Source organism: Flavobacterium lacus, from assembly GCF_003268815.1.
In the GTDB taxonomy this organism is placed as follows: domain Bacteria; phylum Bacteroidota; class Bacteroidia; order Flavobacteriales; family Flavobacteriaceae; genus Flavobacterium; species Flavobacterium lacus.
In genome coordinates, this window is sequence record NZ_QLSV01000001.1 from 281,970 (window position 1) to 304,086 (window position 22,117).

25 protein-coding genes are annotated in these 22,117 nt (G+C 36.2%); 16 read left to right on the forward strand and 9 right to left on the reverse strand.

The annotated features are described in order from the left end of the window. Nucleotides 1-51: 51 nt before the first annotated feature. From B0I10_RS01280 to B0I10_RS01300, 5 genes are all read left to right on the forward strand, one after another. Nucleotides 52-1,152 carry a pyridoxal phosphate-dependent aminotransferase gene (locus B0I10_RS01280; protein ID WP_112084668.1) on the forward strand — a complete coding sequence of 367 codons (1,101 nt, stop codon included), beginning with the start codon at nucleotides 52-54 and terminating at the stop codon, nucleotides 1,150-1,152. Nucleotides 1,153-1,181: 29 nt separating this feature from the next. After that, nucleotides 1,182-1,508: a type II toxin-antitoxin system RelE/ParE family toxin gene (locus B0I10_RS01285; RefSeq protein ID WP_245942925.1), complete on the forward strand. Its 327-nt coding sequence runs from the start codon at nucleotides 1,182-1,184 to the stop codon at nucleotides 1,506-1,508. 3 nt (nucleotides 1,509-1,511) lie between these two features. Beyond that, on the forward strand, nucleotides 1,512-1,799 hold the full coding sequence (locus tag B0I10_RS01290; RefSeq protein WP_112084670.1) for an addiction module antidote protein: 288 nt from the start codon (nucleotides 1,512-1,514) through the stop codon (nucleotides 1,797-1,799). 103 nt (nucleotides 1,800-1,902) lie between these two features. After that, the gene (locus B0I10_RS01295; RefSeq protein ID WP_112084671.1) at nucleotides 1,903-2,154 is read left to right on the forward strand and encodes a DUF6364 family protein; all 252 of its coding nucleotides are present in this window, start codon (nucleotides 1,903-1,905) and stop codon (nucleotides 2,152-2,154) included. Then, nucleotides 2,151-2,564, forward strand: coding sequence for a type II toxin-antitoxin system VapC family toxin (locus B0I10_RS01300; protein ID WP_112084672.1), 414 nt, complete (start codon nucleotides 2,151-2,153; stop codon nucleotides 2,562-2,564). The genes B0I10_RS01295 and B0I10_RS01300 overlap by 4 nt, the downstream gene beginning before the upstream one ends. A gap of 54 nt (nucleotides 2,565-2,618) precedes the next feature. Here the strand turns inward: B0I10_RS01300 and hisS are convergent, their stop codons facing one another. Beyond that, nucleotides 2,619-3,986 carry a histidine--tRNA ligase gene (hisS, locus tag B0I10_RS01305; protein ID WP_112084673.1) on the reverse strand — a complete coding sequence of 456 codons (1,368 nt, stop codon included), beginning with the start codon at nucleotides 3,984-3,986 and terminating at the stop codon, nucleotides 2,619-2,621. A gap of 255 nt (nucleotides 3,987-4,241) precedes the next feature. On the opposite strand from hisS, the gene B0I10_RS01310 reads away from it, so the two are divergent. Further along, nucleotides 4,242-5,489, forward strand: a complete 1,248-nt coding sequence (locus tag B0I10_RS01310) for an ABC transporter permease (RefSeq protein ID WP_112084674.1) — start codon at nucleotides 4,242-4,244, stop codon at nucleotides 5,487-5,489. Nucleotides 5,490-6,038: 549 nt separating this feature from the next. On the opposite strand, the gene prmC is transcribed toward B0I10_RS01310, so the two are convergent. Together prmC and B0I10_RS01320 are read right to left on the reverse strand one after the other, a co-directional pair. Beyond that, complete coding sequence (gene prmC, locus B0I10_RS01315) at nucleotides 6,039-6,890, reverse strand: peptide chain release factor N(5)-glutamine methyltransferase (protein WP_112084675.1); 852 nt, start codon at nucleotides 6,888-6,890, stop codon at nucleotides 6,039-6,041. An 11-nt stretch (nucleotides 6,891-6,901) separates the two neighbouring features. After that, on the reverse strand, nucleotides 6,902-7,381 hold the full coding sequence (locus B0I10_RS01320; protein ID WP_112084676.1) for a GNAT family N-acetyltransferase: 480 nt from the start codon (nucleotides 7,379-7,381) through the stop codon (nucleotides 6,902-6,904). A 76-nt stretch (nucleotides 7,382-7,457) separates the two neighbouring features. Between B0I10_RS01320 and ribD the strand changes: the two genes are divergently transcribed. Genes ribD through B0I10_RS01340 form a run of 4 tightly spaced genes read left to right on the forward strand, consistent with a single transcriptional unit; the run spans nucleotide 7,458 to nucleotide 10,575 of the window. Next, nucleotides 7,458-8,501 carry a bifunctional diaminohydroxyphosphoribosylaminopyrimidine deaminase/5-amino-6-(5-phosphoribosylamino)uracil reductase RibD gene (ribD, locus tag B0I10_RS01325; RefSeq protein ID WP_112084677.1) on the forward strand — a complete coding sequence of 348 codons (1,044 nt, stop codon included), beginning with the start codon at nucleotides 7,458-7,460 and terminating at the stop codon, nucleotides 8,499-8,501. Further along, nucleotides 8,494-9,102 (forward strand): HAD family hydrolase, encoded by a 609-nt coding sequence (locus B0I10_RS01330; RefSeq protein WP_112084678.1) that lies wholly within the window; start codon nucleotides 8,494-8,496, stop codon nucleotides 9,100-9,102. Before ribD ends, B0I10_RS01330 begins: the two co-directional genes overlap by 8 nt. Further along, nucleotides 9,099-9,959, forward strand: a complete 861-nt coding sequence (locus B0I10_RS01335) for a DMT family transporter (protein ID WP_112084679.1) — start codon at nucleotides 9,099-9,101, stop codon at nucleotides 9,957-9,959. The genes B0I10_RS01330 and B0I10_RS01335 overlap by 4 nt, the downstream gene beginning before the upstream one ends. A 1-nt stretch (nucleotide 9,960) precedes the next feature. Beyond that, on the forward strand, nucleotides 9,961-10,575 hold the full coding sequence (locus tag B0I10_RS01340; RefSeq protein ID WP_112084680.1) for an IMPACT family protein: 615 nt from the start codon (nucleotides 9,961-9,963) through the stop codon (nucleotides 10,573-10,575). Here B0I10_RS01340 and B0I10_RS01345 read toward each other — a convergent pair. Continuing rightward, the gene (locus B0I10_RS01345) at nucleotides 10,572-10,988 is read right to left on the reverse strand and encodes an acyl-CoA thioesterase (RefSeq protein ID WP_112084681.1); all 417 of its coding nucleotides are present in this window, start codon (nucleotides 10,986-10,988) and stop codon (nucleotides 10,572-10,574) included. The two genes, B0I10_RS01340 and B0I10_RS01345, sit on opposite strands and share 4 nt — an antisense overlap. Before the next feature lie 198 nt (nucleotides 10,989-11,186). Between B0I10_RS01345 and dnaA the strand changes: the two genes are divergently transcribed. The 3 genes from dnaA (at nucleotide 11,187) to B0I10_RS01360 (ending at nucleotide 13,926) form a co-directional block, all read left to right on the forward strand. Then, nucleotides 11,187-12,614, forward strand: coding sequence for a chromosomal replication initiator protein DnaA (dnaA, locus tag B0I10_RS01350; protein WP_112084682.1), 1,428 nt, complete (start codon nucleotides 11,187-11,189; stop codon nucleotides 12,612-12,614). Between the two features lie 66 nt (nucleotides 12,615-12,680). Further along, a complete protein-coding gene (locus B0I10_RS01355; protein ID WP_112084683.1) occupies nucleotides 12,681-13,145 on the forward strand; it encodes a low molecular weight protein-tyrosine-phosphatase in 465 nt (154 codons plus the stop codon). Between the two features lie 58 nt (nucleotides 13,146-13,203). Further along, the gene (locus B0I10_RS01360) at nucleotides 13,204-13,926 is read left to right on the forward strand and encodes an SAM-dependent methyltransferase (protein ID WP_181456868.1); all 723 of its coding nucleotides are present in this window, start codon (nucleotides 13,204-13,206) and stop codon (nucleotides 13,924-13,926) included. 1 nt (nucleotide 13,927) lies between these two features. Here the strand turns inward: B0I10_RS01360 and B0I10_RS01365 are convergent, their stop codons facing one another. The 5 genes from B0I10_RS01365 to dapF form a co-directional block, all read right to left on the reverse strand. Then, nucleotides 13,928-14,566: a peptidoglycan-binding protein LysM gene (locus B0I10_RS01365; RefSeq protein WP_112084684.1), complete on the reverse strand. Its 639-nt coding sequence runs from the start codon at nucleotides 14,564-14,566 to the stop codon at nucleotides 13,928-13,930. Nucleotides 14,567-14,663: 97 nt separating this feature from the next. Next, nucleotides 14,664-15,581: a DUF2279 domain-containing protein gene (locus tag B0I10_RS01370; RefSeq protein ID WP_112084685.1), complete on the reverse strand. Its 918-nt coding sequence runs from the start codon at nucleotides 15,579-15,581 to the stop codon at nucleotides 14,664-14,666. After that, the gene (mltG, locus tag B0I10_RS01375; RefSeq protein ID WP_112084686.1) at nucleotides 15,582-16,622 is read right to left on the reverse strand and encodes an endolytic transglycosylase MltG; all 1,041 of its coding nucleotides are present in this window, start codon (nucleotides 16,620-16,622) and stop codon (nucleotides 15,582-15,584) included. A 12-nt stretch (nucleotides 16,623-16,634) separates the two neighbouring features. Then, complete coding sequence (locus B0I10_RS01380) at nucleotides 16,635-17,165, reverse strand: GNAT family N-acetyltransferase (RefSeq protein ID WP_112084687.1); 531 nt, start codon at nucleotides 17,163-17,165, stop codon at nucleotides 16,635-16,637. A gap of 12 nt (nucleotides 17,166-17,177) precedes the next feature. Beyond that, entirely contained in the window at nucleotides 17,178-17,960 is a 783-nt protein-coding gene (gene dapF / locus B0I10_RS01385; protein WP_112084688.1) for a diaminopimelate epimerase, read from the reverse strand. A gap of 131 nt (nucleotides 17,961-18,091) precedes the next feature. On the opposite strand from dapF, the gene B0I10_RS01390 reads away from it, so the two are divergent. From B0I10_RS01390 to B0I10_RS01400, 3 genes are all read left to right on the forward strand, one after another. After that, nucleotides 18,092-19,480, forward strand: coding sequence for a S1C family serine protease (locus tag B0I10_RS01390; RefSeq protein WP_112084689.1), 1,389 nt, complete (start codon nucleotides 18,092-18,094; stop codon nucleotides 19,478-19,480). Nucleotides 19,481-19,626: 146 nt separating this feature from the next. Further along, nucleotides 19,627-21,078: a glyceraldehyde-3-phosphate dehydrogenase gene (locus B0I10_RS01395; protein WP_112084690.1), complete on the forward strand. Its 1,452-nt coding sequence runs from the start codon at nucleotides 19,627-19,629 to the stop codon at nucleotides 21,076-21,078. Nucleotides 21,079-21,347: 269 nt separating this feature from the next. Beyond that, nucleotides 21,348-22,073 carry a hypothetical protein gene (locus B0I10_RS01400; RefSeq protein WP_112084691.1) on the forward strand — a complete coding sequence of 242 codons (726 nt, stop codon included), beginning with the start codon at nucleotides 21,348-21,350 and terminating at the stop codon, nucleotides 22,071-22,073. Nucleotides 22,074-22,117 lie beyond the last annotated feature (44 nt).

Below are 22,117 nucleotides of genomic sequence, written 5' to 3' on the forward strand. Positions count from 1 at the left end.
ATTTAAAAACAACCTACCTATTGTGTACTATTAAAATTTTAAAAAGGCACAATGAGTAATAGACGAAATTGGTTAAAGCAAACAAGTATAGGTATTGTTGGTTTGGGTATTATTCCGTTTGAGGGTTTTGCAATTCCAACAAAAGAAGACATCATTGAAGAAAAAAATGTAGGCCTAATTCGGTTAAGGTCAAACGAAAATCCTTATGGCCCATCGGTATTGGCGAGAAATGCAATGCGTGATAGTATCAATGGCAGCAATCGCTATAATTGGGAATTGTTGGAAGAACTAATTGGAAAAATTGCCCAAAAACATAATTTAACTGATCAAAGCATTTTATTGGGTGCGGGTTCTTCGGAAATTTTAAATTTAGTTGCTTTGTATTGCTCAAAAAAATCAGGGAATTTAATTATTGCGGAAACTACTTTTGATTATTGGACAGTAACCGCTGAAAATGCTGGGCTTAAAAAAATTGCAATTCCTTTAACAGCTGATAAAAAACATGATTTAACGGCAATGTTAAAGGCAATTGACGCTGATACAAGATTGATTTATATATGTAATCCTAATAATCCAACGGGAACACTTTGTGCGAGTGAAGCACTTTTAAATTTTATAAATGAAGCCACAAAAAGAACAAAAGTTTTAGTGGATGAGGCTTACCTGGATTTTACAGACCAACCCTCACTTGCCAATCTTGTATCAGAGAATAAAAACCTAATTATTGCCAAAACCTTTTCAAAAATATATGGTTTAGCAGGTGCACGGATTGGCTATGCAATAGTACATCCGGAAACCATAACGGAAATGAACCAATTACACTTTTCTGCAAGTGGAAGTGTTAGCATACCGTCTGCTTCGGGAGCTTTAGCATCGTTGAAGGATGATAAATTTGTAGCAGAAACCATTTTGCTTAATGCAGAAGCAAGAAAATACACGATTGAACAATTGGAGAATTTAAAAATACGTTGTATTCCATCGCATACAAACTTTGTTTATTTTTCATTAGAAAATTATAACAAAGACTTTTTTGAGCAGTTAAAAAAGAATGCTATTCTTGGAACAAAGATTTATGAAGAAAAAGGAAAATGGTCGAGAATTACAATTGGTACAATGAAAGAAATGAAACAATTTATTAAAGCATTAACGTAAATATAAATTATCCAAAAAATTAATTAACTTTGTATCCAGTTAGATACACTTTTTTTATGTTCTTTATTGAGAAAACACCAGAGTTTGACAAATGGTTAATCAAACTAAACGATTTAAAAGCCAAAGCGAAAATTTTATTCCGAATTCAGAAATTAGAGAACGATGAGCATTTTGGCGATTGTAAACCCGTTGGCGACGGAATTCAAGAAATGCGAATAAATTTTGCAAAAGGTTATCGTGTTTACTTTAAAGAAAAAGATGGGAAGATTATCGTTCTGTTAATTGCAGGAGACAAATCTACTCAACAAAAGGACATTAAGAAAGCAAAAGAAATTTGGAAAAAATTAAATAGTTGAAAAATGGATACTTCAAAATTTGAAATAGCAGATTACTTAGACAGCAAAGAAATGATTGCTGAATATCTCAATACCGTAATGGAAGAAGGTGACGATGCTGATATTATTAATGCAATCGGTCATATTGCAAAGGCCATCGGAATGACAAAAATTGCAGAAGAAACCGGTTTGAGCCGACCAAGTTTATACAAAGCATTATCTGATGGAGCAAAACCTCAATTTTCTACCATAATGAAAGTTATAAAAGCGATTGGTGGGCAATTACAAGTGAATCCAACTTCTGCTCATTAACTTAATAAAAGAGCATCCCGCAGCCCTTAACCACGATTAAAAAAATGTAAAAACTAAAACTGTACGCATATAATTCATATATTTGCACGTACAAGTTGTGATTATGGATACAAAATTGACCTTAAAATTAAATCAAGAAATCATTGAGAAAGCGAAAATTTATGCTGCTCAAAAGAAAATGAGTCTGTCTAGAATCATCGAGAATTATTTGAATTCGCTCACCAACGATATAAAAAATGAGGAATATGTTGAAATCTCTCCTTTTGTAAAAAGCATAAAAACCGGTAATTCTATTCCTGCCGATTTGGATTACAAAAAAGAATATGCTGAACGTCTTTTGAACAAGCATAAATGAGTAAAAAGTTATTCTTAGACACTAATATTGTACTTGATTTACTTGGAGAAAGAGAACCTTTTTATATTCCAAGTGCACAATTGGCTACTTTGGCGGATCAAAAAAAAGTAAAATTAATTGTTTCGCCTATTTCATTTGCTACTGTAAATTATTTTTTGGCAAAGTCGGAAGGAATTTCAAACGCAAAAGAAAAATTGAGAAAGTTTAAAATTCTTTGTGAAATAGCTACAATCAATGAAAGCATCGTTGAAAAAGCTCTACATTCCGATTTTGAAGATTTTGAAGATGCGTTACAATATTTTTGTGCGTTAGATTCAAAATGTGAAATCATTATTACTAGAAATCATAAAGATTTTAAACATTCATTACTTCCAGTTATGTCAGCGGAAGAATATTTAAAAAGTGTATAAAAAACCTCATCAGATACTTCTACGAGGTTTGTTTTTATATGAAATTTGTATAAACTATATCAACGCCCCCTTCAACCCCTCAAAATCCAACTTCACCTGCTCTCCAGTAACTAAATTTTTCAAACCAAAAATATTCTCTTTCATTTCCGATTCTCCGGCAATCACGGCAAAAGGAATTCCGCGTTTATCGGCGTGCTGAAACTGTTTAGCGATTTTGGCTGCATCGGGATACAATTCCACTTTGATTCCGCTACGGCGTAATTTGGAAATCGCTTCCATGGCATACAAACTTTCTTGATTGCCGTAGTTGATAAAAAGTGCTTTGCTTGTGGCAGTCACCGTGTCCGGAAATAAACCTAATTCTTCCAAAACCAAATAAATTCGATCTAATCCAAACGAAATACCAACACCACTCATGTTTTTTAAACCGAAAATTCCGGTCAAATCATCATAACGACCTCCGCCACCTATAGAACCCATCGCCACTTGCGGAGCAGTGACTTCAAAAATGGCTCCCGTATAATAATTTAAACCTCTGGCTAAGGTGACATCCAAATCAATTAAAGCAGTTTGTAAACCTAGTTTTTCAACCGTTTCACAAATAAATTGTAACTCCTCTACCCCTTTTTTTCCTTCTTCAGACGAAGCCAACAACTGATTTAATTTTTCAATTTTCTCAGAAACCGTTCCCGTAAATTGAAACAACGGTTGCACTTTTTCAATGGCGGAGGCAGAAATTCCTTTTTCAAGCATTTCTTTTTTCACACCGTCCTCGCCTATTTTGTCTAATTTGTCTAAAGCGACCGTAAAATCAATCAATTTGTCCTTTGCTCCGATGACTTCGGCAATTCCCGACAAAATTTTTCGGTTATTGATTTTAATCGTCGCTCCGCCTAAACCCAATTGCGTAAAAACGGCATCATACAATTGAACCAATTCCACTTCTTGCCATAACGACGTAGAACCCACCACATCGGCATCGCATTGAAAAAACTCTCTGAATCGTCCTTTTTGAGGACGATCGGCTCTCCAAACGGGCTGAATTTGGTACCGCTTAAACGGAAACTCAATTTCGTTTTGGTGCTGCACCACGTAACGGGCAAACGGAACGGTTAAGTCGTAACGAAGGGCTTTTTCGGAGATTTTCGTTGTTAGTTTTTTATATTCTATGTTTGATAACTCGTCCTGACTTACTTTATCCAAATAATCCCCTGAATTCAAGATCTTAAAAATCAACCGATCGCCTTCTTCCCCATATTTCCCCATCAACGTCTCCGAATTTTCAAACGAAGGCGTTTCAATCGGCTGAAAACCAAACACCTCAAAATGATGTTTCATAATCGAGCTGATGTAATTCCGTTTCGCCACCTCCACCGGTGAAAAATCTCTTGTCCCTTTGGGAATACTTGGTTTTTGTGCCATTTCTTATTTTATAATATTAATTTCAATCCAACAACCCACAACCCACAACCCACAACCTACAACCTTCAACCCACAACCTACAACCCACAACCTACAACCCACAACCTACAACCCACAACCTACAACCTACAACCTACAACCTACAACCCACAACCCACAACCCACAACCCACAACCTCCCTGCAAATATCTCACTTTTAAAAGAATTTTAAAGAAAACCTGTAACAAAAAATGTAAATTCGTGTCAAATAATAATATGGCCAGTCTAGTAAAAGAAAATATAAAAATTGCGTTGGGTTCAATTAAAACGCAACTGTTGCGTACGATATTAACAATCATCATTATTGCCATTGGAATCACGGCATTGGTGAGTATTCTAACCGTGGTTTCGGCTTTAGAAAATACCTTGTCCTCCAATTTTGCCTCAATGGGAGCGAATACATTCACCATACGTCAATATGAATTGGAAGTGCGGATCGGTAGAGGTCGCCGAGGCGAACGAGAAACAATCAACCCCATCATCTCCTACCCGCAAGCAAAAGATTTTCAAGAAAAATATAAGTATCCGTTTACCTATTCATCACTTTCGTTTACGGCAACGGCAGGTGCAGAAGTGAAATTTGAAAACAAAAAAACCGATCCGGAAATTACGGTCTTGGGAGTAGATGAATATTATGCACCCAATTCCGGTCTCGAACTATCGGCCGGACGAAATTTTACCGGTTTTGATATCGACAACAACAACTATGTTTGCGTCGTGGGCTCCGATTTTGAAAAAGGCTTACTAAAAGATGTCAACCCAATCGATAAAATTATTTCCATTCGTGGAGCAAAATTCAAAGTAATTGGTGTCTTAAAAGAAGAAGGTTCAACCTTTGGAAACAGCAAAGATTTACGGGTTATGATTCCGATTCAAGTGGCTCGCTCCTTGTTTACACAACCGAACATCAATTATAATTTGAGTGTGATGGTTGAGAAAAAGGAATTACTCGAAGCGGCTATCGACCAAGCAATAATTACAATGCGACAAGTACGTAAGCAAAACCCGGTAGAAGAAAATAACTTCGGAATCATTCGAAGCGATGAATTAATCAACCAAATTTTGTCGTTAACCTCCGTGTTGAGTGCCTCAGCTTGGATAATAGGAATCATTACTATTTTTGGATCTTCCATTGCGTTAATGAATATCATGCTGGTTTCTGTGACCGAAAGAACCCGCGAGATTGGGGTGCGAAAAGCCCTGGGTGCCAAACGAAAAACGATCGCTTTTCAGTTTTTCACCGAAACCATCGTCATCGGACAATTAGGCGGTTTATTGGGAATCATTCTCGGAATTACCATCGGTTCTGTATTTGCCTCAGTACTCGAATTTAGTTTCGTCATCCCTTGGATGGCAATTATTGCGGCGGTAATCACGAGTTTCGTTGTGGCATTGGTTTCGGGTTTATATCCTGCAATTAAGGCTTCTAAATTAGATCCGGTAGAAGCGCTAAGATACGAATAATTCTAAATAAACTCTTTTAAATGGCACACGGATGCCACAGATTAAATAGATTTTCACAGATTCTTAATTGGATTCGCTTCAATTAAAATGTATTAAAAACAGATTCATTACCAATAAATTAGCATTCATTTCAACGTCTCGTCTCCCCTCTCCTTCCTGTCTCGCCTTGGCGGATGGAGAGGGGTTGGGGGTGAGGTTTTTAAAAATCTTAAATCGTTAATTTTTTTAAAGCGAATGGCTCGGGCTTTTTCAGTAAACCATGTTCATGCTTTCGCCTTTAGCTCCCGCTTAAAAAGCGGGAGCTAAAGGCGAAAGCGGGGCTAAAAAGGAAACCATTAAAACGAAAGTGCCAAAAAGAAAATCAACGAAATTACACCTGACAGGTTTTTGAAACCTGTCAGGTGTAAAAAAGTTAAAAACCACGCGGCAAAAGCCTTAATGTCCCTTAATTTCTTAATGGTTTGAAAAAAACGTATTTGAACTTAGATGACTTATATGGTTCAAAAAAATAAGATCTATTAATTGATACGTACCAATTTCCTGTTATCGTTAATCAACTGAAGCCCTAATCATTCTATCATTTCCATAAATATCTTTTCGTAATTCGATAGTTGCAAAGCCTAAATTTTGTAGTAACTCAACAGTTTCTTTTCCCAAATACTGATTAATTTCAAAAAACAACAAACCATTTTGCTTGAGATTTTTTCGAGCTAGCTCAGCAATTTTTCTATAAAAAATAAGCGGCTCATCATCCGAAACAAAAAGAGCTAAATGTGGTTCAAAAGCTAAAACATTTGTTTTGATTTCTGCCTTTTCAAGGTTTCGTACATAAGGCGGATTAGAAACAATTACATCAAATTGATGCTGCAAATCAGAAGTCTCCAAAATATTTTTTTGCATAAACTTGACCTCAACCTCATTCGTTGTGGCATTTTCTCTTGCAACTGATAAAGCTTCTTCCGAAATGTCAAGGCCAAAAACCGTCGATTCCGGTAAATTCTTTTTCAAGGTTATGGGAATGCATCCGGTTCCGGTTCCGATATCAACGATAGCATAATTTTGGTTTTTTTGTTTTAACTCCTCCAAAATCCAATAGACCAATTCTTCCGTTTCGGGTCGTGGAATTAATGTATGTTCATTCACTTTAAAAACCAAATCGCAAAAATATGTTTCTCCTAAAATATACTGAATGGGTTGTTGCGTTTTTAATTGTTCCAACACAGCATTCCATTGTTCTAATCCTGATTCGGAAACTTTCAAACTGGGTTGCAATGCCAAATCCACTCGTTTCAATTGATGGAATTTTTCCAAAACCAAATAAAAGAAACTATCGATTTCCTGCTCATCAAAAAAAGGAGATAAGTTGCTGCGAAAGGAAGATTTGATTTCTTTAAAAGTCATTTTCAATCAGCTTATAATTCTTTCAACATCCAAACCGGACAGGAAGTGTGACCGGTGCATCCCATCGGTGCATCGATATAATGAAATCCGAATTTCAAATATAATTTTTGAGCAGCATGCATATAGGGCATGGTTTCCAAATAACATTTTTCAAACCCAACCGATTTTGCAAAAGCTAAACATTTTTCCATCATCTGAGAACCAACACCTAGGCCTCTCGCTTCGGATAGAAAATACATTTTTTGCAATTCGCAAATGGTTACTGACTCATTTTCTAACTGACTAATACCGGCTCCACCAATGAGCTTTCCGTCATTTTCAACTATAAAATAACGACTTCTTGGTGAAGAATAGGTTTCAAACATGCTGTCGAGCGATACATCCGCATAAGCGGTTCCTACTTTAGGCACATCATGTTCAATTAAAACGGAACGAATAACGGTAGCAATCCCCTTATTATCCACTTTTTGAATGGGTCGAATGGTTATCATAAAAATGAATTCATTTAATTCGTTGTAAAAGTAAAACTATTTCTACTTTTTTAGCCAAAAAGCGTAATTTTGTGTTCTGATGATACACAAAAAATACATGCAACGTTGCCTTGAACTGGCTAAAAACGGTTTGGGAACCACCTACCCTAACCCAATGGTAGGCAGCGTAATTGTGTTTGAAAACAAAATTATTGGCGAAGGGTGGCATCAAAAAGCAGGCGAACCGCATGCGGAAGTAAATGCCATAAACTCCGTAAAAGATAAAGCAGCACTTTCAAAATCAACCATTTACGTCAGTTTAGAGCCTTGTAGTCATTTTGGAAAAACACCGCCGTGCAGTGATTTAATCATTCAGCATAAAATTCCGAATGTGGTGGTGGGAACAGTTGATCCAAATGAAAAAGTAGCCGGAAAAGGGATTGAAAAACTCCGTCAATCGGGAGCAACTGTTACCGTTGGCATGTTAGAAAAAAAATGCCTTGAACTCAACCGACGCTTCTTTACTTTTCACAATAAAAAAAGACCATTCATTATTTTAAAATGGGCAGAAAGTGCCGATGGATTTCTTTCACCAGTATCAAAAAAAGAACAAAAACCGGTTTGGATTACCAATCCGTATTCCAGGCAATTGGTGCACAAATGGCGAACAGAAGAACAAGCCATTTTGGTGGGAACAAATACTGTTTTGGTAGACAATCCACAATTGAACAGCAGAGAATGGCAGGGAAATAATCCCATAAGAATCGTTTTAGATCGTGCAGGAAAAATTTCCAACGATTACGAAGTAAAAAATGGAAAGCAACAAACTATTTTTATATCAGAAAAGGAAAATTTTGTTGCTGTTGAAAATTGTAACTTCGAAACTATTATCTTTGATAATCAACTTGCTGAAAAAATGAGTAGCTTACTTTTTCAAAAAGGGATTCAATCCGTTATAATTGAAGGTGGACTTCAAACGTTACAAACCTTTATTGATGCCGATTTGTGGGATGAAGCCCGAATTTTTAAAGGAAGCTTGCTTTTTAAACAAGGAACAAAAGCCCCAACCCTTTTTGGCGAAACCGTGAAACGAACAACAATTTTAAACGATGAACTTTTAATGCTGAAACGGTATGATTAATACAATTATTTTCGATTTTGGGGATGTTTTCATAAATTTAGACAAGCCTGGTGTAGATAAAGCATTTCGAAATTTGGGTTTAAAAGAATGGCATGCCGATTTAGATGAATTAAACAAACGATTTGAAGTTGGCAAAGCAACCGAATTAGAATTTATTCAAGGTTTTCAAAAACACCTTCCAAATGCATCCATCGATGATATTAGAAAAGCATGGAATTCAGTTTTAGGCGATTTCCCCGAATATCGATTGGATTTTCTTCAGAGTTTGAAAGGAAAATACCGCTTATTTTTACTTTCTAACACGGATAAAATTCATATCGACCATTTTGAACACAGAGAAGGAATGTCGTTTTCAAGAGATTTTTATAATTGCTTTGAAAAAATATATTTTTCCTACGAAATGGGCATGCGAAAACCGGACGAAAACAGTTATAAACTGCTACTGAATAAACACGATTTGTCACCCAAACGAACACTGTTTATAGACGATAAAAAAGAAAACACAGAGGCCGCTGCTTCACTTGGAATCGAAGTGTGGAACTTGAAAGTTGGACAAGAAGACGTAACCGATTTATTTGCCAAAAAAATAATTACCCTGTGATTTACATTGTTTTAAGTGTTCTTTTCAACACGGTTCTTTTTATCATTTTAAAACTTTTTTCAAAATTCAATATCAATACTGTACAAGCCTTAGTTGTCAACTATTTTGTAGCCTTTTCAATGGGATTGTTTTTTTCTGAAGAAGCTTTTGATTATTCAAAAATCATCGAAAAACAATGGTACCCCGGAAGCCTAATGCTTGGATTTCTATTCATAGGCGTTTTTTATGCCACCGCTATAACTTCACAACGAAACGGACTTTCAGTGGCATCAGTGGCTTCAAAAATGTCAGTCATCATTCCAATCTGTTTTGGTGTTATTTTATTCAATGACAGCGTAGGAATTGCTAAAATCATCGGAATTCTAATGGCGTTGGTGGCGGTGTATTTTACTTCCAAAAAAGAAAAAGGTGCGGTAGCCGATTCAAAAAATCTACTGTATCCAATTTTAGTGTTCTTCGGTGCCGGTGCAATTGACACGAGTTTGAAAATTTTACAAAATGATTATTTACCGGAAAATGAAATTTCATTATTCTCTTCCCATACCTTTTTAATGGCATTTTTTGTCGGTGTACCAATTATAGGTGTAAACATTCTAAAAAATAAAATAAAAATGGAAGGCAAAAATATGTTGGCGGGAATAGTCCTCGGTATTCCAAATTATTTTTCACTCTATTATTTAATCAAAATGCTGGATAGCGAAGTATTTGAAAGCTCAACTATTTTTACGATTCACAATGTTGCCATTGTAATGGTTTCAACGTTGGTGGGCATTTTATTTTTTAATGAAAAAATTTCCAGTCGAAATGCAATCGGAATTGCCATGGCTTTAGTGGCTATTTTTCTTGTAACAAGTTAAGATGAACGAATCAAAAGATACCTATAAAACGATTGCTGTACCCTCCGAAGAAATACTGTTTAAAGAAAAAAACAGTAAATTCGTTGGGTATGCTTTTCCAATCGTGAATGAAGAGGAAGTAAAATGGCATGTAGAACAATTAAAAAAGCAACATTTTTCTGCAAGACATTGGTGTTATGCATATCAAATTGGAACAGAAAAAATTAGTTTTAGAGCCAATGATGACGGAGAACCGAACAACAGTGCCGGCATGCCAATTTACGGACAAATTCAATCATTTGAAGTAACCAACATATTAATTGTAGTGGTTCGCTATTTTGGCGGCGTCAAATTAGGAGTGGGCGGATTAATTTCAGCGTATAAAACAGCCGCACAAATGACATTGGAAAATGCCGAAATCATCGAAAAAACAATGAAGGTGTTTTTTCAACTCACTTTTGACTACAAAAACATGAACAAAGTGATGCGAGTAATCAAAGAAAAAAATTTGGAAATTATTGCTCAAAAAATGGAAATGAACTGCGAACTCAAAATTTCCACCCGAAAAAAAAATGCCGAAAGTATTTTCGACATTTTTTCTAATTTATTTGAAATTAAAATAAAAAAAGTAGACTAATTTACTAAAGCTTCCATTTTATCAATTATCGTTTTAATATTTTCCGGTGGCAACATTGGCTTACCCGTTTTAAGGTCTACAAATACCAAAACAAAGTCCGCGGTTGTTAATAACTCGCCTTTTTCATTCTCAATTTTACATTCAAATTCTATCTTAACCGATGATTGATTTTTGTATTTAGTCTTCACAATAAGTAAGTCATCATAACGTGCTGGCTTTTTGTAATTTATGTTAATGTTTACAATCGGTAAAGCAACTCCACGCTCCTCCATGCTTTTGTACGAAATCCCGTGATTTCTCAACCATTCCACCCGACCTATCTCAAAATACGGAAGGTAATTTCCGTGATAAACCACGCCCATTTGATCGGTTTCTGAATACCTTACCCTAACTTCAATTTGATGTTCTTTCATATTTTTCTGTAATTTTTTTCTTAATATTATTTTGACGTCTTAAAACATCTTTACAACAATTATTTTATAAAATCAATAGCTTTTTATTTTTTTTTACGTTTTTTTGTTCACATATTTGTTATCCCAAAAGTTAATAAAGAAACAGTCTGTTTTCTTTGTAAGATAACCTTTTAGTAAACAACAAAATTTATAGAATTTATGAGCAAAACTGCGGAATCGGTATGGGAAAACTGTCTATCTTTTATTAAGGACAATATTCAGGAGCAAGCTTACAAAACTTGGTTCGAACCGATTAAGTCAGTGGAACTCACGGACAATGCTTTATACATTCAAGTACCCAGCAAATTTTTCTATGAATGGTTAGAGGAACACTATGTAAAATTACTTAAAGTGGCCCTGACCAAAGAACTTGGAAAAAGTGCAAAGTTACTGTATAAAATCAAAATGGAAAACACTTATGGCAATAAACAACCGTTTACGGAACAATTGCCAAGTGCCCATCGTAGTCCCGTGAAACCGCAAGATGTCGACGCTCCCTTTAAAAACCTAAACCCTGAATTAAAAAATCCGTTCGTAATTCCGGGAATTAGAAATTTAAAAATCGAATCACAATTAAATGCAAATTACAGTTTTGATAACTTTTTAGAAGGGGACTCCAACCGTTTGGCTCGCTCTGCCGGTATGGCGGTGGCCAACAAACCTGGCGGAACTTCCTTTAATCCACTCTTAATTTTTGGTGGCGTTGGTTTAGGTAAAACCCACTTGGCTCATGCCATTGGTGTAGAAATTAAAGACAAATACCCGGATAAAACGGTTTTGTACATTTCTGCAGAAGTTTTTACCCAACAATACATCGATTCCGTTAAGAAAAATACACGTAATGACTTCATTCATTTTTATCAATTAATTGATGTATTGATTATTGATGATGTGCAATTCTTATCCGGAAAATCGGGAACACAAGATGTGTTTTTCCATATCTTCAACTTCCTTCACCAAAACGGTAAACAGGTTATTTTAACCTCTGATAAAGCTCCGGTTGACATGCAGGACATTGAACAACGTCTATTGTCACGATTTAAATGGGGACTATCTGCCGAACTGCATCAGCCTGATTACGAGACACGCATATCAATCTTAAAAAATATTTTATACCGCGATGGTGTTGAAATGCCTGATGAAATCATAGAATATGTGGCAAGAAATATCAAATCGAATGTAAGAGAATTAGAAGGGGCAATCATCTCGTTAATCGCTCAATCTTCTTTCAATAAAAAAGAAGTAACATTAGAGTTAGCTAAAAGCGTAGTTGAAAAATTTGTTAAAAATGTAAAAAGAGAAATTTCTATCGACTACATTCAAAAAGTGGTTTCCGATTATTTTCAATTAGACATCGATACCTTACAATCTAAAACCAGAAAACGCCATGTGGTGCAAGCCAGACAATTAGCCATGTTTTTCGCTAAGAAATTCACCAAAGCTTCCCTAGCAAACATTGGCTCACAAATTGGCGATCGCGATCACGCTACCGTATTGCACGCTTGCAAAACCGTTGACAACTTAGTTACCACAGATAAACAGTTTAGAAAATTTGTGGAAGACATTCACAAAAAACTTTCCTTATAAAAAAATAATTTCAGTATTCTTAGTACCTTTGAATACTGAAATTATTTTTTAAAGAATCCATAGTGTATGCCAGTTAAAATTTTAATGGTTTGTTTGGGAAACATTTGCCGTTCGCCATTGGCAGAAGGTATTTTGGCATCTAAACTTCCTAAAAACGACTTTTTAGTTGATTCCGCCGGAACAGGTCATTGGCATGTTGGAAATCCACCGGATAAAAGATCTATCCTCACCGCAGAAAAAAACGGAATTGATATTACCAACCAACGTGGAAAATTATTCAAAGCTACTTTTTTTCAGGAATATGACCATATTTATGTAATGGACACCAGCAATTATGCAGATGTAATTGGTATGGCAAAAAATGAAGAGGATAAAAAGAAAGTCCAACTCATTTTAGATGAACTTTTCCCCGGTGAAAATGTTGATGTACCGGACCCATATAACGGAATTCAAAGTAATTTCGACCAAGTTTTTGAAATGTTGGAGGAAGCGTGTGAGAGTATTGCCAACAAGCTTTTAGAGAAGAAATAATAGTTATTCATCTTAAACCTGACAGATTTTAAAAACCTAGGTTTAAAAATATCTTTGTATGAAACCCATCACTTTTTTAGGAAAACTCTATTTAATTCCAACCACTTTAGGCGAAGTAGCTCCCGACGATGTGTTGCCACAAACCGTAAAAAGAGCGATTGATTTTATTACCGACTATGTTGTAGAGAATGAAAAAACCGCAAGAAAGTTTATTAAATCAATCAATCCTGAAAAAGTACAGTCTAGTTTGAGAATGCATGTGCTGAACAAACACACTGAAGTGGCAGAATATACCGAAATGCTAAAAGCCTGCTTAGCCGGAAGAAATGTAGGACTCATGAGTGAAGCCGGTTGCCCAGGTGTTGCCGATCCGGGAGCTGTGATTGTCAAATTAGCTCACGAAAAAGGAATTCAAGTGGTACCGTTGGTTGGGCCTTCTTCTATTCTACTGGCTTTAATGGGATCCGGAATGAACGGGCAAAGTTTTGCCTTTAACGGCTATTTGCCAATCGATAAAAGCGAAAAAAAAGCGGCTTTAAAAAACTTGGAACGTTTATCGTTTGAAAAAAATCAAGCTCAGCTATTTATTGAAACTCCTTATCGCAACAATAAATTATTGGAAGATATTATGCAATCCCTTCAAAACGCTACACGACTTTGTATTGCAACGGATATTACTTTACCAACCGAATTCATCAAAACACTTTCTATCAACGACTGGAAAAAAACAAAGGTCGATTTACACAACCGACCTACTATTTTTATTATTCAAAAATCCTAATTTATTTCACTTTCGCATTCTTGTTCGCCACAATGTGCGAGGTGTCATACCCTCCAAATTTCTTGATATAACTTTTGATAGAAGTGCCAAAACCGTCTTTTATACTGCGGTTTCCATTGCTCTTTAGAAACTTCTTAACAGAACCTGCTCCACCTAAGTGAGCAGCAGCCAACAAGCCTGATTCGGTAATGGTTACGCCCTTAATAACTTTTCCATCGTATTTTTCAATTTCATCACGAAGAATCCATTTGTTAATCGATGCTAAGGCATTGAATGCTTTTTCTTGTAATTGAGGAGAATTCATAAAATGAAGACTGTCACGAACACCAATCGTTCGCAAGGTACCCATACCAAATTGGTATTTTCCCATATATCCAAAGGAATTAACCAAATGATACTTTCCTTGTGACTCTTTAAAAGCTAAGGCTTGTTTGAAACCGGCATAGGTTTTTCCGGTTTGTGGGAAGATTACGTTGGTATATTCCAATTCTTCTGCAGTGGGAACGGTGTAATGTAAAACCTCATCCGATTCATTTACATAAAACCAATTCAAATTCTCAAATTTATATGGTTTAAAACCTGTAGTAATTACGCCTACAATCAAGGCGATACAAGAATAAAAATACCATTTTTTCGACATAAATGTTTATTTCTCAAGCACTGTCACCATCTTGAATTTCACGGTGCAAATATACGCATTTTTATTATAAAATTGACTATCAACAAGTTAAACTTTTCTAAAAGTAAAAAACATGGAATGTCGACTTTCCTAAACCATTGATTTCAAACGTTGGAGACGGAATTTTAATCGTATTAAAAAGTGAGAAAAGGGTCTTTAAAAAATGAGATTTCGTTTCAATTTTGGATAAATCAACGTCAAAACTCAAATAAAATTGACGAAATCGGTCGTCGTTTGGAAGCTCAATTGATTGATTTGTGTTTTTCCGGGATGTAAGCATTCCCTCTGCTCCATAACCAACCGCTACATTCAACCATTTTGGGATTTTTGATCCTTTAAAAAAGGAATGAAGATTGGCCGACAACCAATAGGTTTGACCGTTGTAATCTTTCAAAATTTGTTCACTAAAACGTTCACCTAATAATTCCGGTCGTTGGTTGGCATACGGAGTCGTATGAAAAGAAAACTTCGGAATAATACGTTGTTCATCCCACAATAATTCCTGTGAAACATATAATGCGGTTCCGCCGGCATTGGCGGCTACATCGCCCCAAGAAAATCCCCATTCGGCAGAATAACCATCAAACATTTCCACCGCGGTGAGAAAAAAAAAGCCATAACCGGCTCCGTAAAGCAATTGATTTTTTTTGGAAACCCCACTCCAAGCAAGCATTTCGGCACTCAATCGTCCTAAATGATACGAAGAATAAACATGCCCGGCTTTATCCATTTGAAGCCAATCCTGATTGTCATTTTTAAATTGAAAGGATGATTTTTCATAGTCGGCATACCATACTTCATTCAATCCAACCAAAGCAGCGGTGGTCAGAACGAGCTCTGAAACTACAACTAAATTCCTTCTCGAAGTACTTAAAGTATCAACCGGTTTAAAAAAATCATCAAATGTAGATTGTGAAAATAGTCCGTTTGAAAACAGAACAGCAAAACCAATGAGTAGTAAAAATTGCTTTTTCAATTACTTTACACTTGTTTGAGCGTTTAACCAAGCGGCATATTTTCTGGCATTCACGTTATGTTGCGCTAAGGTAGTCGCAAATTCATGATAACCAAAACGTTCCACACTGGCACAAAAATAAATAAAATCGTGCTGTTCCGGATTCAAAACAGCATCAATCGCATTGACATCTGCCATAAAAATGGGTCCGGGAGGTAAACCAACAGTGCGGTACGTATTATAAGGTGATTCAACTTCCAAATGTTTGTAATAAACACGTTTAATAACTTGATTAAAGTCATTCGCCACTAATTTATAAGCAAAAATTACCGTGGGATCAGCCTGCAAAGGCATGCCGATGTTCATTCGGTTCAAATAAACTTTTGCTACACGAGGACGCTCTTCCACTTTAGCGGTTTCTTTATGAACGATAGACGCTAAAATGGAAACTTCAACCGGTGTCAATCCCAATTGTTCCGCTTTCGCTTTTCGTTCATCCGTCCAAAAACGATAGTATTCTTTTGCCATTTGATTCCTGAATTTCTCAGCAGAAGTATCCCAATAAAATTCAAACGTATTGGGTAAAAGCAGCGTAAAAACCGTTTCTTCGGTAAAACCGTTTTCTGCTAAAAACTTCGGGTTTCTAAAAGCTTCCAACAATTGAATACTATCGGCTTCAATTTGCGAAGCAATTCGACCCGCAAAATTTTCCAAACGCTCTTGGTTGTTAAACGTTACACGTACCGGAACACTTCGTCGCAAAGCAGAAACAATCGCATTGGTATTCATGTTCTTGGTCAGTTCAAACTTTCCGGCTTTTACTTCTGTAGCATACCCTCGTCGGTTGGCTAAGGTTTCAAACTTATCCATATCTTTGATATAAGGAGAAACGATAGCTTTTACTGCTTCAAAATTGGCATGGCTAGGAACAAAAACCATTACTCTTTCCTCAGAAAAACTAGTATTGGGTGTAAAAACAATTTGGTACACTTTAAATCCGAAATAAGCAACGACCAATAAAATCGCTAAGGAAATAGAGAGGATTATTTTTTTAAAATTCATTTTTATGATAAGTTACTTTTTTATAATTAATTGATAGAATGCTTCATCTGAGTAATTTCCGTCATTGAAAATCCACTCTTTTTTTATTCCGATTAATTCAAAACCAAAGGAAGTAAACAAATTGATACTAGGCAAATTACTCACCGAAATATTAGCAAAAAGTTGATGAATGTGCAAATAATCCTTTGCATAAGCGATGAGTAATTCTAACGCCTCTTTTCCATAGCCTGAATTTCTATTGTCGGGATGTTGAATCAAAATCCCAATGCCTGCCCGTTTGTTTTTAGGATCAAAATCAAATAAATCAATTAAACCGATGGCTTCAAAAGTTTCATTTTTACAGATGGCCAACCGCAACTGCTTAGCTTCATAGATATCTTGCTGAGCATTATCAAGATACTGACGGATTAAAAACCGACTGTAAGGTGTCTGGGTTTGACTGATTTCCCAAACGGTGGCATCATTTTCCAATTGGTAAACAAAGTCCAAGTCTTCCGGTTCCAAAGCCCGCAAATAAATGTGTTGACCGTGTAGTGTTTTCATCGCTGAGCAATTTTAAATTTCAATTTTTCCTTCAAAAACAAAAGTTGCAGGCCCGATTAAGAAAACATCCGTATACTGCTTTCCGTCTTTTTTGAAAGTAACTTTCAATTCGCCTCCTTCTACTAACAATGAAATTTCAGTTGAAGTGGTTTTTCCAATAGCATTCATCGCAATAGCTGCGGCGGTAACGCCGGTTCCGCAGGATAACGTTTCATCTTCAACCCCTCGTTCATAGGTGCGAACAGCAAAAAGTGAATCGGAGATGATTTCCACAAAATTGACATTGCTTCCCGCCTTCCCATACAAATCACTGTAACGGATTTGGCTGCCAATTTCTTTTACCGGAACTGATTTTACATCGTCCACCACCGTAATATGATGCGGCGAGCCCGTATTCAAAAATACATAATCAGCTGCCATTTTGATCGCATCCACATTCTTCATCTGAAGCGAGACAATTCCGTCAGCTGAAATTTTGGCATAATGTTCGCCATCAACCGCTGTAAATGTGGTTTGGTTTTCAATAACATGCAATTGCTTCGCAAAAGCCACGATACATCTACCCCCATTTCCGCACATCGAACTTTCGTTGCCGTCAGAGTTGTAATAAACCATTTTAAAATCTGAAATTTTGTCATTTTCAAGTAATATCAACCCATCTGCTCCAATTCCGAAACGTCTGTCGCAGAGTCGTTTGATGAGTTTGGTATCATTTTTGGAGAAGATTGCCTGACGATTATCAACCATGATAAAATCGTTTCCCGTTCCTTGGTATTTAAAAAATTGAATGGTCATTTGAAAAAATTATAGAATACAAAAGTACAATTATTTTAAAGAAAAGTTAAGGGCTGTTAAAGAGCGTTAAACCCGATTTATCAAAACAATAAAACATATAAATTTACAGTAATAACTAAATTTAGATTAAGATGAAAAATGTAACCAATTTATTTTTAGTATCCTTATGTAGTGGTGTGATCACACTGGGAGCTTACAAATTATTTTTTGAAGAAAATTCAACAGCCAACAAAAACATTGTGACAACCGCACCGGTGCTTGCCACTAAAAATGTTGGCCTTTCGGCAGAAACTGTCGATTTCACTGAAGCAGCAGGCTTAGCTTTAAACCAAGTTGTGCACGTGAAAAATGTTTCGTATCGAACGGTTTACAATCCGATCGATTTCTTTTATGGAAATCGAGGTGGTCAACCACAGCAACAAATCGGAACAGGCTCCGGTGTTATTATCTCAGAAGATGGTTATGTGGTAACCAACAACCACGTGATTCAAGGAGCAACTGAACTAGAAATCACACTCAACAATAAAAAAACATACCCGGCCAAATTAATTGGAACTGATTCTAAAATGGACATAGCTTTGCTTAAAGTGGAAACCGATGAAAAATTACCCTATGCCATTTTTGCCGATTCAGATCAAGTGAAAGTGGGCGAATGGGTCCTGGCTGTAGGTAATCCGTATAACCTAAATTCTACGGTAACAGCCGGAATTGTCTCGGCGAAAGCCAGAAACTTAGATACGAGCGGAATTCAGTCGTTCATTCAAACCGATGCCGTGGTAAACCCCGGAAACAGTGGCGGTGCTTTGGTAAACACGCGGGGTGAATTAGTTGGAATCAATACGATGATTTCATCTAATACCGGAAGTTATGTCGGCTATTCATTTGCGGTTCCCTCAAATATCACCCGAAAAATTATCGAAGATATTATGGAATATGGCAATGTTCAACGTGGAATTTTAGGCATTGAAGGACGAGAATTAAACGGAGCCGCCTCCAAAGAACTAAACCTTAGCGAAACGCAAGGATTTTATGTCAACAAAGTAACCAAGAATTCAGGGGCGGAAAAAGCTGGAATTAAATCGGGCGATGTGATTCTAAAATTAGACAATCAAAGTGTAACATCATTTGCAGAACTTTCGGGCTATGTGAATACAAAACGGCCAAACGACGAGATAAAAGTCACCGTCAATCGTGGAGGTAAAACATTGGTGATTCCGGTGAAATTAACCAAAAAAGAATTGTTGAATTATGAGTTTTATGGTTTAGAATTGGAAGATTTAGAACCGGCAGACAAACAACGATTCAAACTAAAACAAGGCGTAAAAATTAAAGACATTACCAATGAAAAATTAGTTCCGTATGCCGAAGAATTAAAAGGAAGTATCATTTTGAGTATTGATGGGGTAAAAGCCACCGATGTGGAAACCATCTCAAGAGGGTTAGGTAGTAAAACGGAAAAAGAGGGTGTTCGGGTGGAATTGATGCTGCGAAACGGGCAAGTAATGCGAATCATACTATAAAGTTGCGTAAAGCTCAGGAATCCTGCAAAATCACCAGTTGATTTTGCAGGATTTTTTTATGTAAAAAAACATAAAAAAAGTTTACGAAAACGATTGAAATCTATACTTTTGCACCAAATTTTACAACACCAACTAATTTTTAAACTATGAATAACAATCCTTCTTTGTACGAAAAAGAACTTTCGTTTCAAGCAGACCGTAGAAGAGCCGGCGTTGAATTTATCAAAATCATCAGCGATTTATGGTATGACAAATCAATCGAAATCGTGCTTTTTCGCAATCAATTGATTGATAAAAATGTATCTGAAATTTTAAACCTGCATGAATATGCCGGTGAATTTGTAGGCAAACCAATTTCGGTTTTTGATTCGGTAGAAATCGCCCGAGAAATGCTATCCCTGGATTTACCCCCATCGAAATTAGACATCGGTAAATTAACCTACGAATATCACTTGGAAGACGATAAATACCACAACACCAAATCGTTTGTAATTGATAAACTGCGAAAAGCGAAAGAATCAAAGTCCATTAAACCAAAAGATGTTGTGTTATACGGTTTTGGTAGAATTGGCCGCTTACTCGCCAGAGAATTAATGTCTAAGACCGGAAAAGGAAATCAATTGCGTTTACGTGCTATCGTGACGAGAGATAAAAATGATGCGACGATTTTAGAAAAAAGAGCCTCTTTGTTGCGATATGATTCGGTTCACGGCGATTTCCAAGGTTCTGTGATAGCCGATGCTAAAAATAATGCGTTGATTATTAACGGAACAACTGTTCATATTATCGCTGCTAATGCACCGGAAGAAATTGATTATACAACATACGGAATTGAAGAGGCGTTGATTATCGACAACACTGGAGCCTTTACAACAGAAGAAGCCTTGAAAAGACACTTGGTTTCCAAAGGTGCTTCAAAAGTGTTGCTCACTGCTCCCGGAAAAGGGGTTCCTAATATTGTGTACGGGGTGAATCACAAAGAGCACAATCCCGATAAAGTGGATATCTTCTCCGCAGCATCCTGCACAACCAACGCCATCACGCCTATTTTAAAAGCAGTAGAAGATACTTTGGGTGTGGTAAAAGGACATTTAGAAACCATTCATGCCTACACAAACGATCAAAATTTGGTGGATAATATGCATAATAAATACCGCAGAGGTCGTGCGGCAGCATTAAACATGGTCATTACCGAAACCGGTGCCGGAAGTGCAGTAGCCAAAGCTTTGCCTAGTTTAGCTGGAAAATTGACATCCAATGCTATACGAGTTCCGGTTCCAAATGGTTCGTTGGTGGTGTTAAATTTGGAAGTAAGTAGAGAAACTTCAATCGAAGAAGTAAATGGAATAATGAAAAAATACGCGTTAGAAGGTCAGTTAGTGGAGCAAATCAAGTATTCGCTCAACAATGAATTGGTTTCATCGGACATTGTGGGTACCAATGCCCCATCGATTTATGACAGCAATGCCACGATTGTGTCTGCCGACGGAAAAAATGTAGTACTCTATGTTTGGTATGATAATGAGTTTGGCTATAGTCACCAAGTTATTCGTCTGGCCAAATATATTTCTAAAGTACAACGGTACGCTTATTATTAATCAGGTTATATTCGTATCAAAATCCGTTTCATTCGTTTTTGAAGCGGATTTTTTTTATACCTTAATTAAACCACGAAGAACCGGAAGTTCATAAACTTTTTTTGGTAGACGAAAGCCTAAACGGTGAGAGAGCTTCATTTCTCGCCAAAAACCAGCAAAAATGAATTCATGAAAATTCGTGCAATCCGTGGCAAAACTGTTAGCACCTGAAAGCAAATGAATCAAAAATGCATACTTTTAAACTATATTTGAAACCAATAAAAGTTACAATGAAAAAAAATAATGCAATTTTAGTGATTCTTGGCCTTTTGATAATTCCCTTTTTAGGATTTAGTCAAATTCAACCCACGCCAAAATCCTACCAAAAAATAAAATTTGTATATCAAAAAAAATCTAATTTTAGAGTAGATGAAAAAGGATTTTATGCAGATACCACGCAGTTTAAAATAATGTTTCCGGACTTAGAATATGAAAAAATTTCTTCTAACGCAGGAGCGATAATTGGCTTTGTGCCTCTTTCAAAACTAAATAGACTTCACCAAAAAACAATTACCAAAAAAATGACAGAAAACAACACAGTCATTTTCGGTTTGGTAGACGTAAAGAAAAATAAAGTCTTATTTTCGATTGACCACAGTTCACCGGAAACAGATTTTGCCTACCAACTTTTTGAATTACCTCAAGATAAATTAAACAGTACGCAGTATTATACCTATAAAAAGAATTTTTCGCTTTTAGAAATGAATGCAAATGCAACTACGCAAATAAAATCTGTACAGAAAAATAAAATTAGTTGGCAAAACGAAGAAAAAACAATTGGGCAATATGACTCAACCGAACAAGGGGGAAACAAACAACTGAATGTAGTTGTTTTTCAAACAGAATTACCAAGATTAGTCAGTCCAATCCCTTTATTTGAAAATGCAAAGCATGGCGTAAAAACGATTTATGCCATGGAATACCATTACGAATTAATCGCTGTTTCGTACGAATAGTTTTTAAAAACAAAAAACTCCCGATTACTCAGGAGTTTTACTAT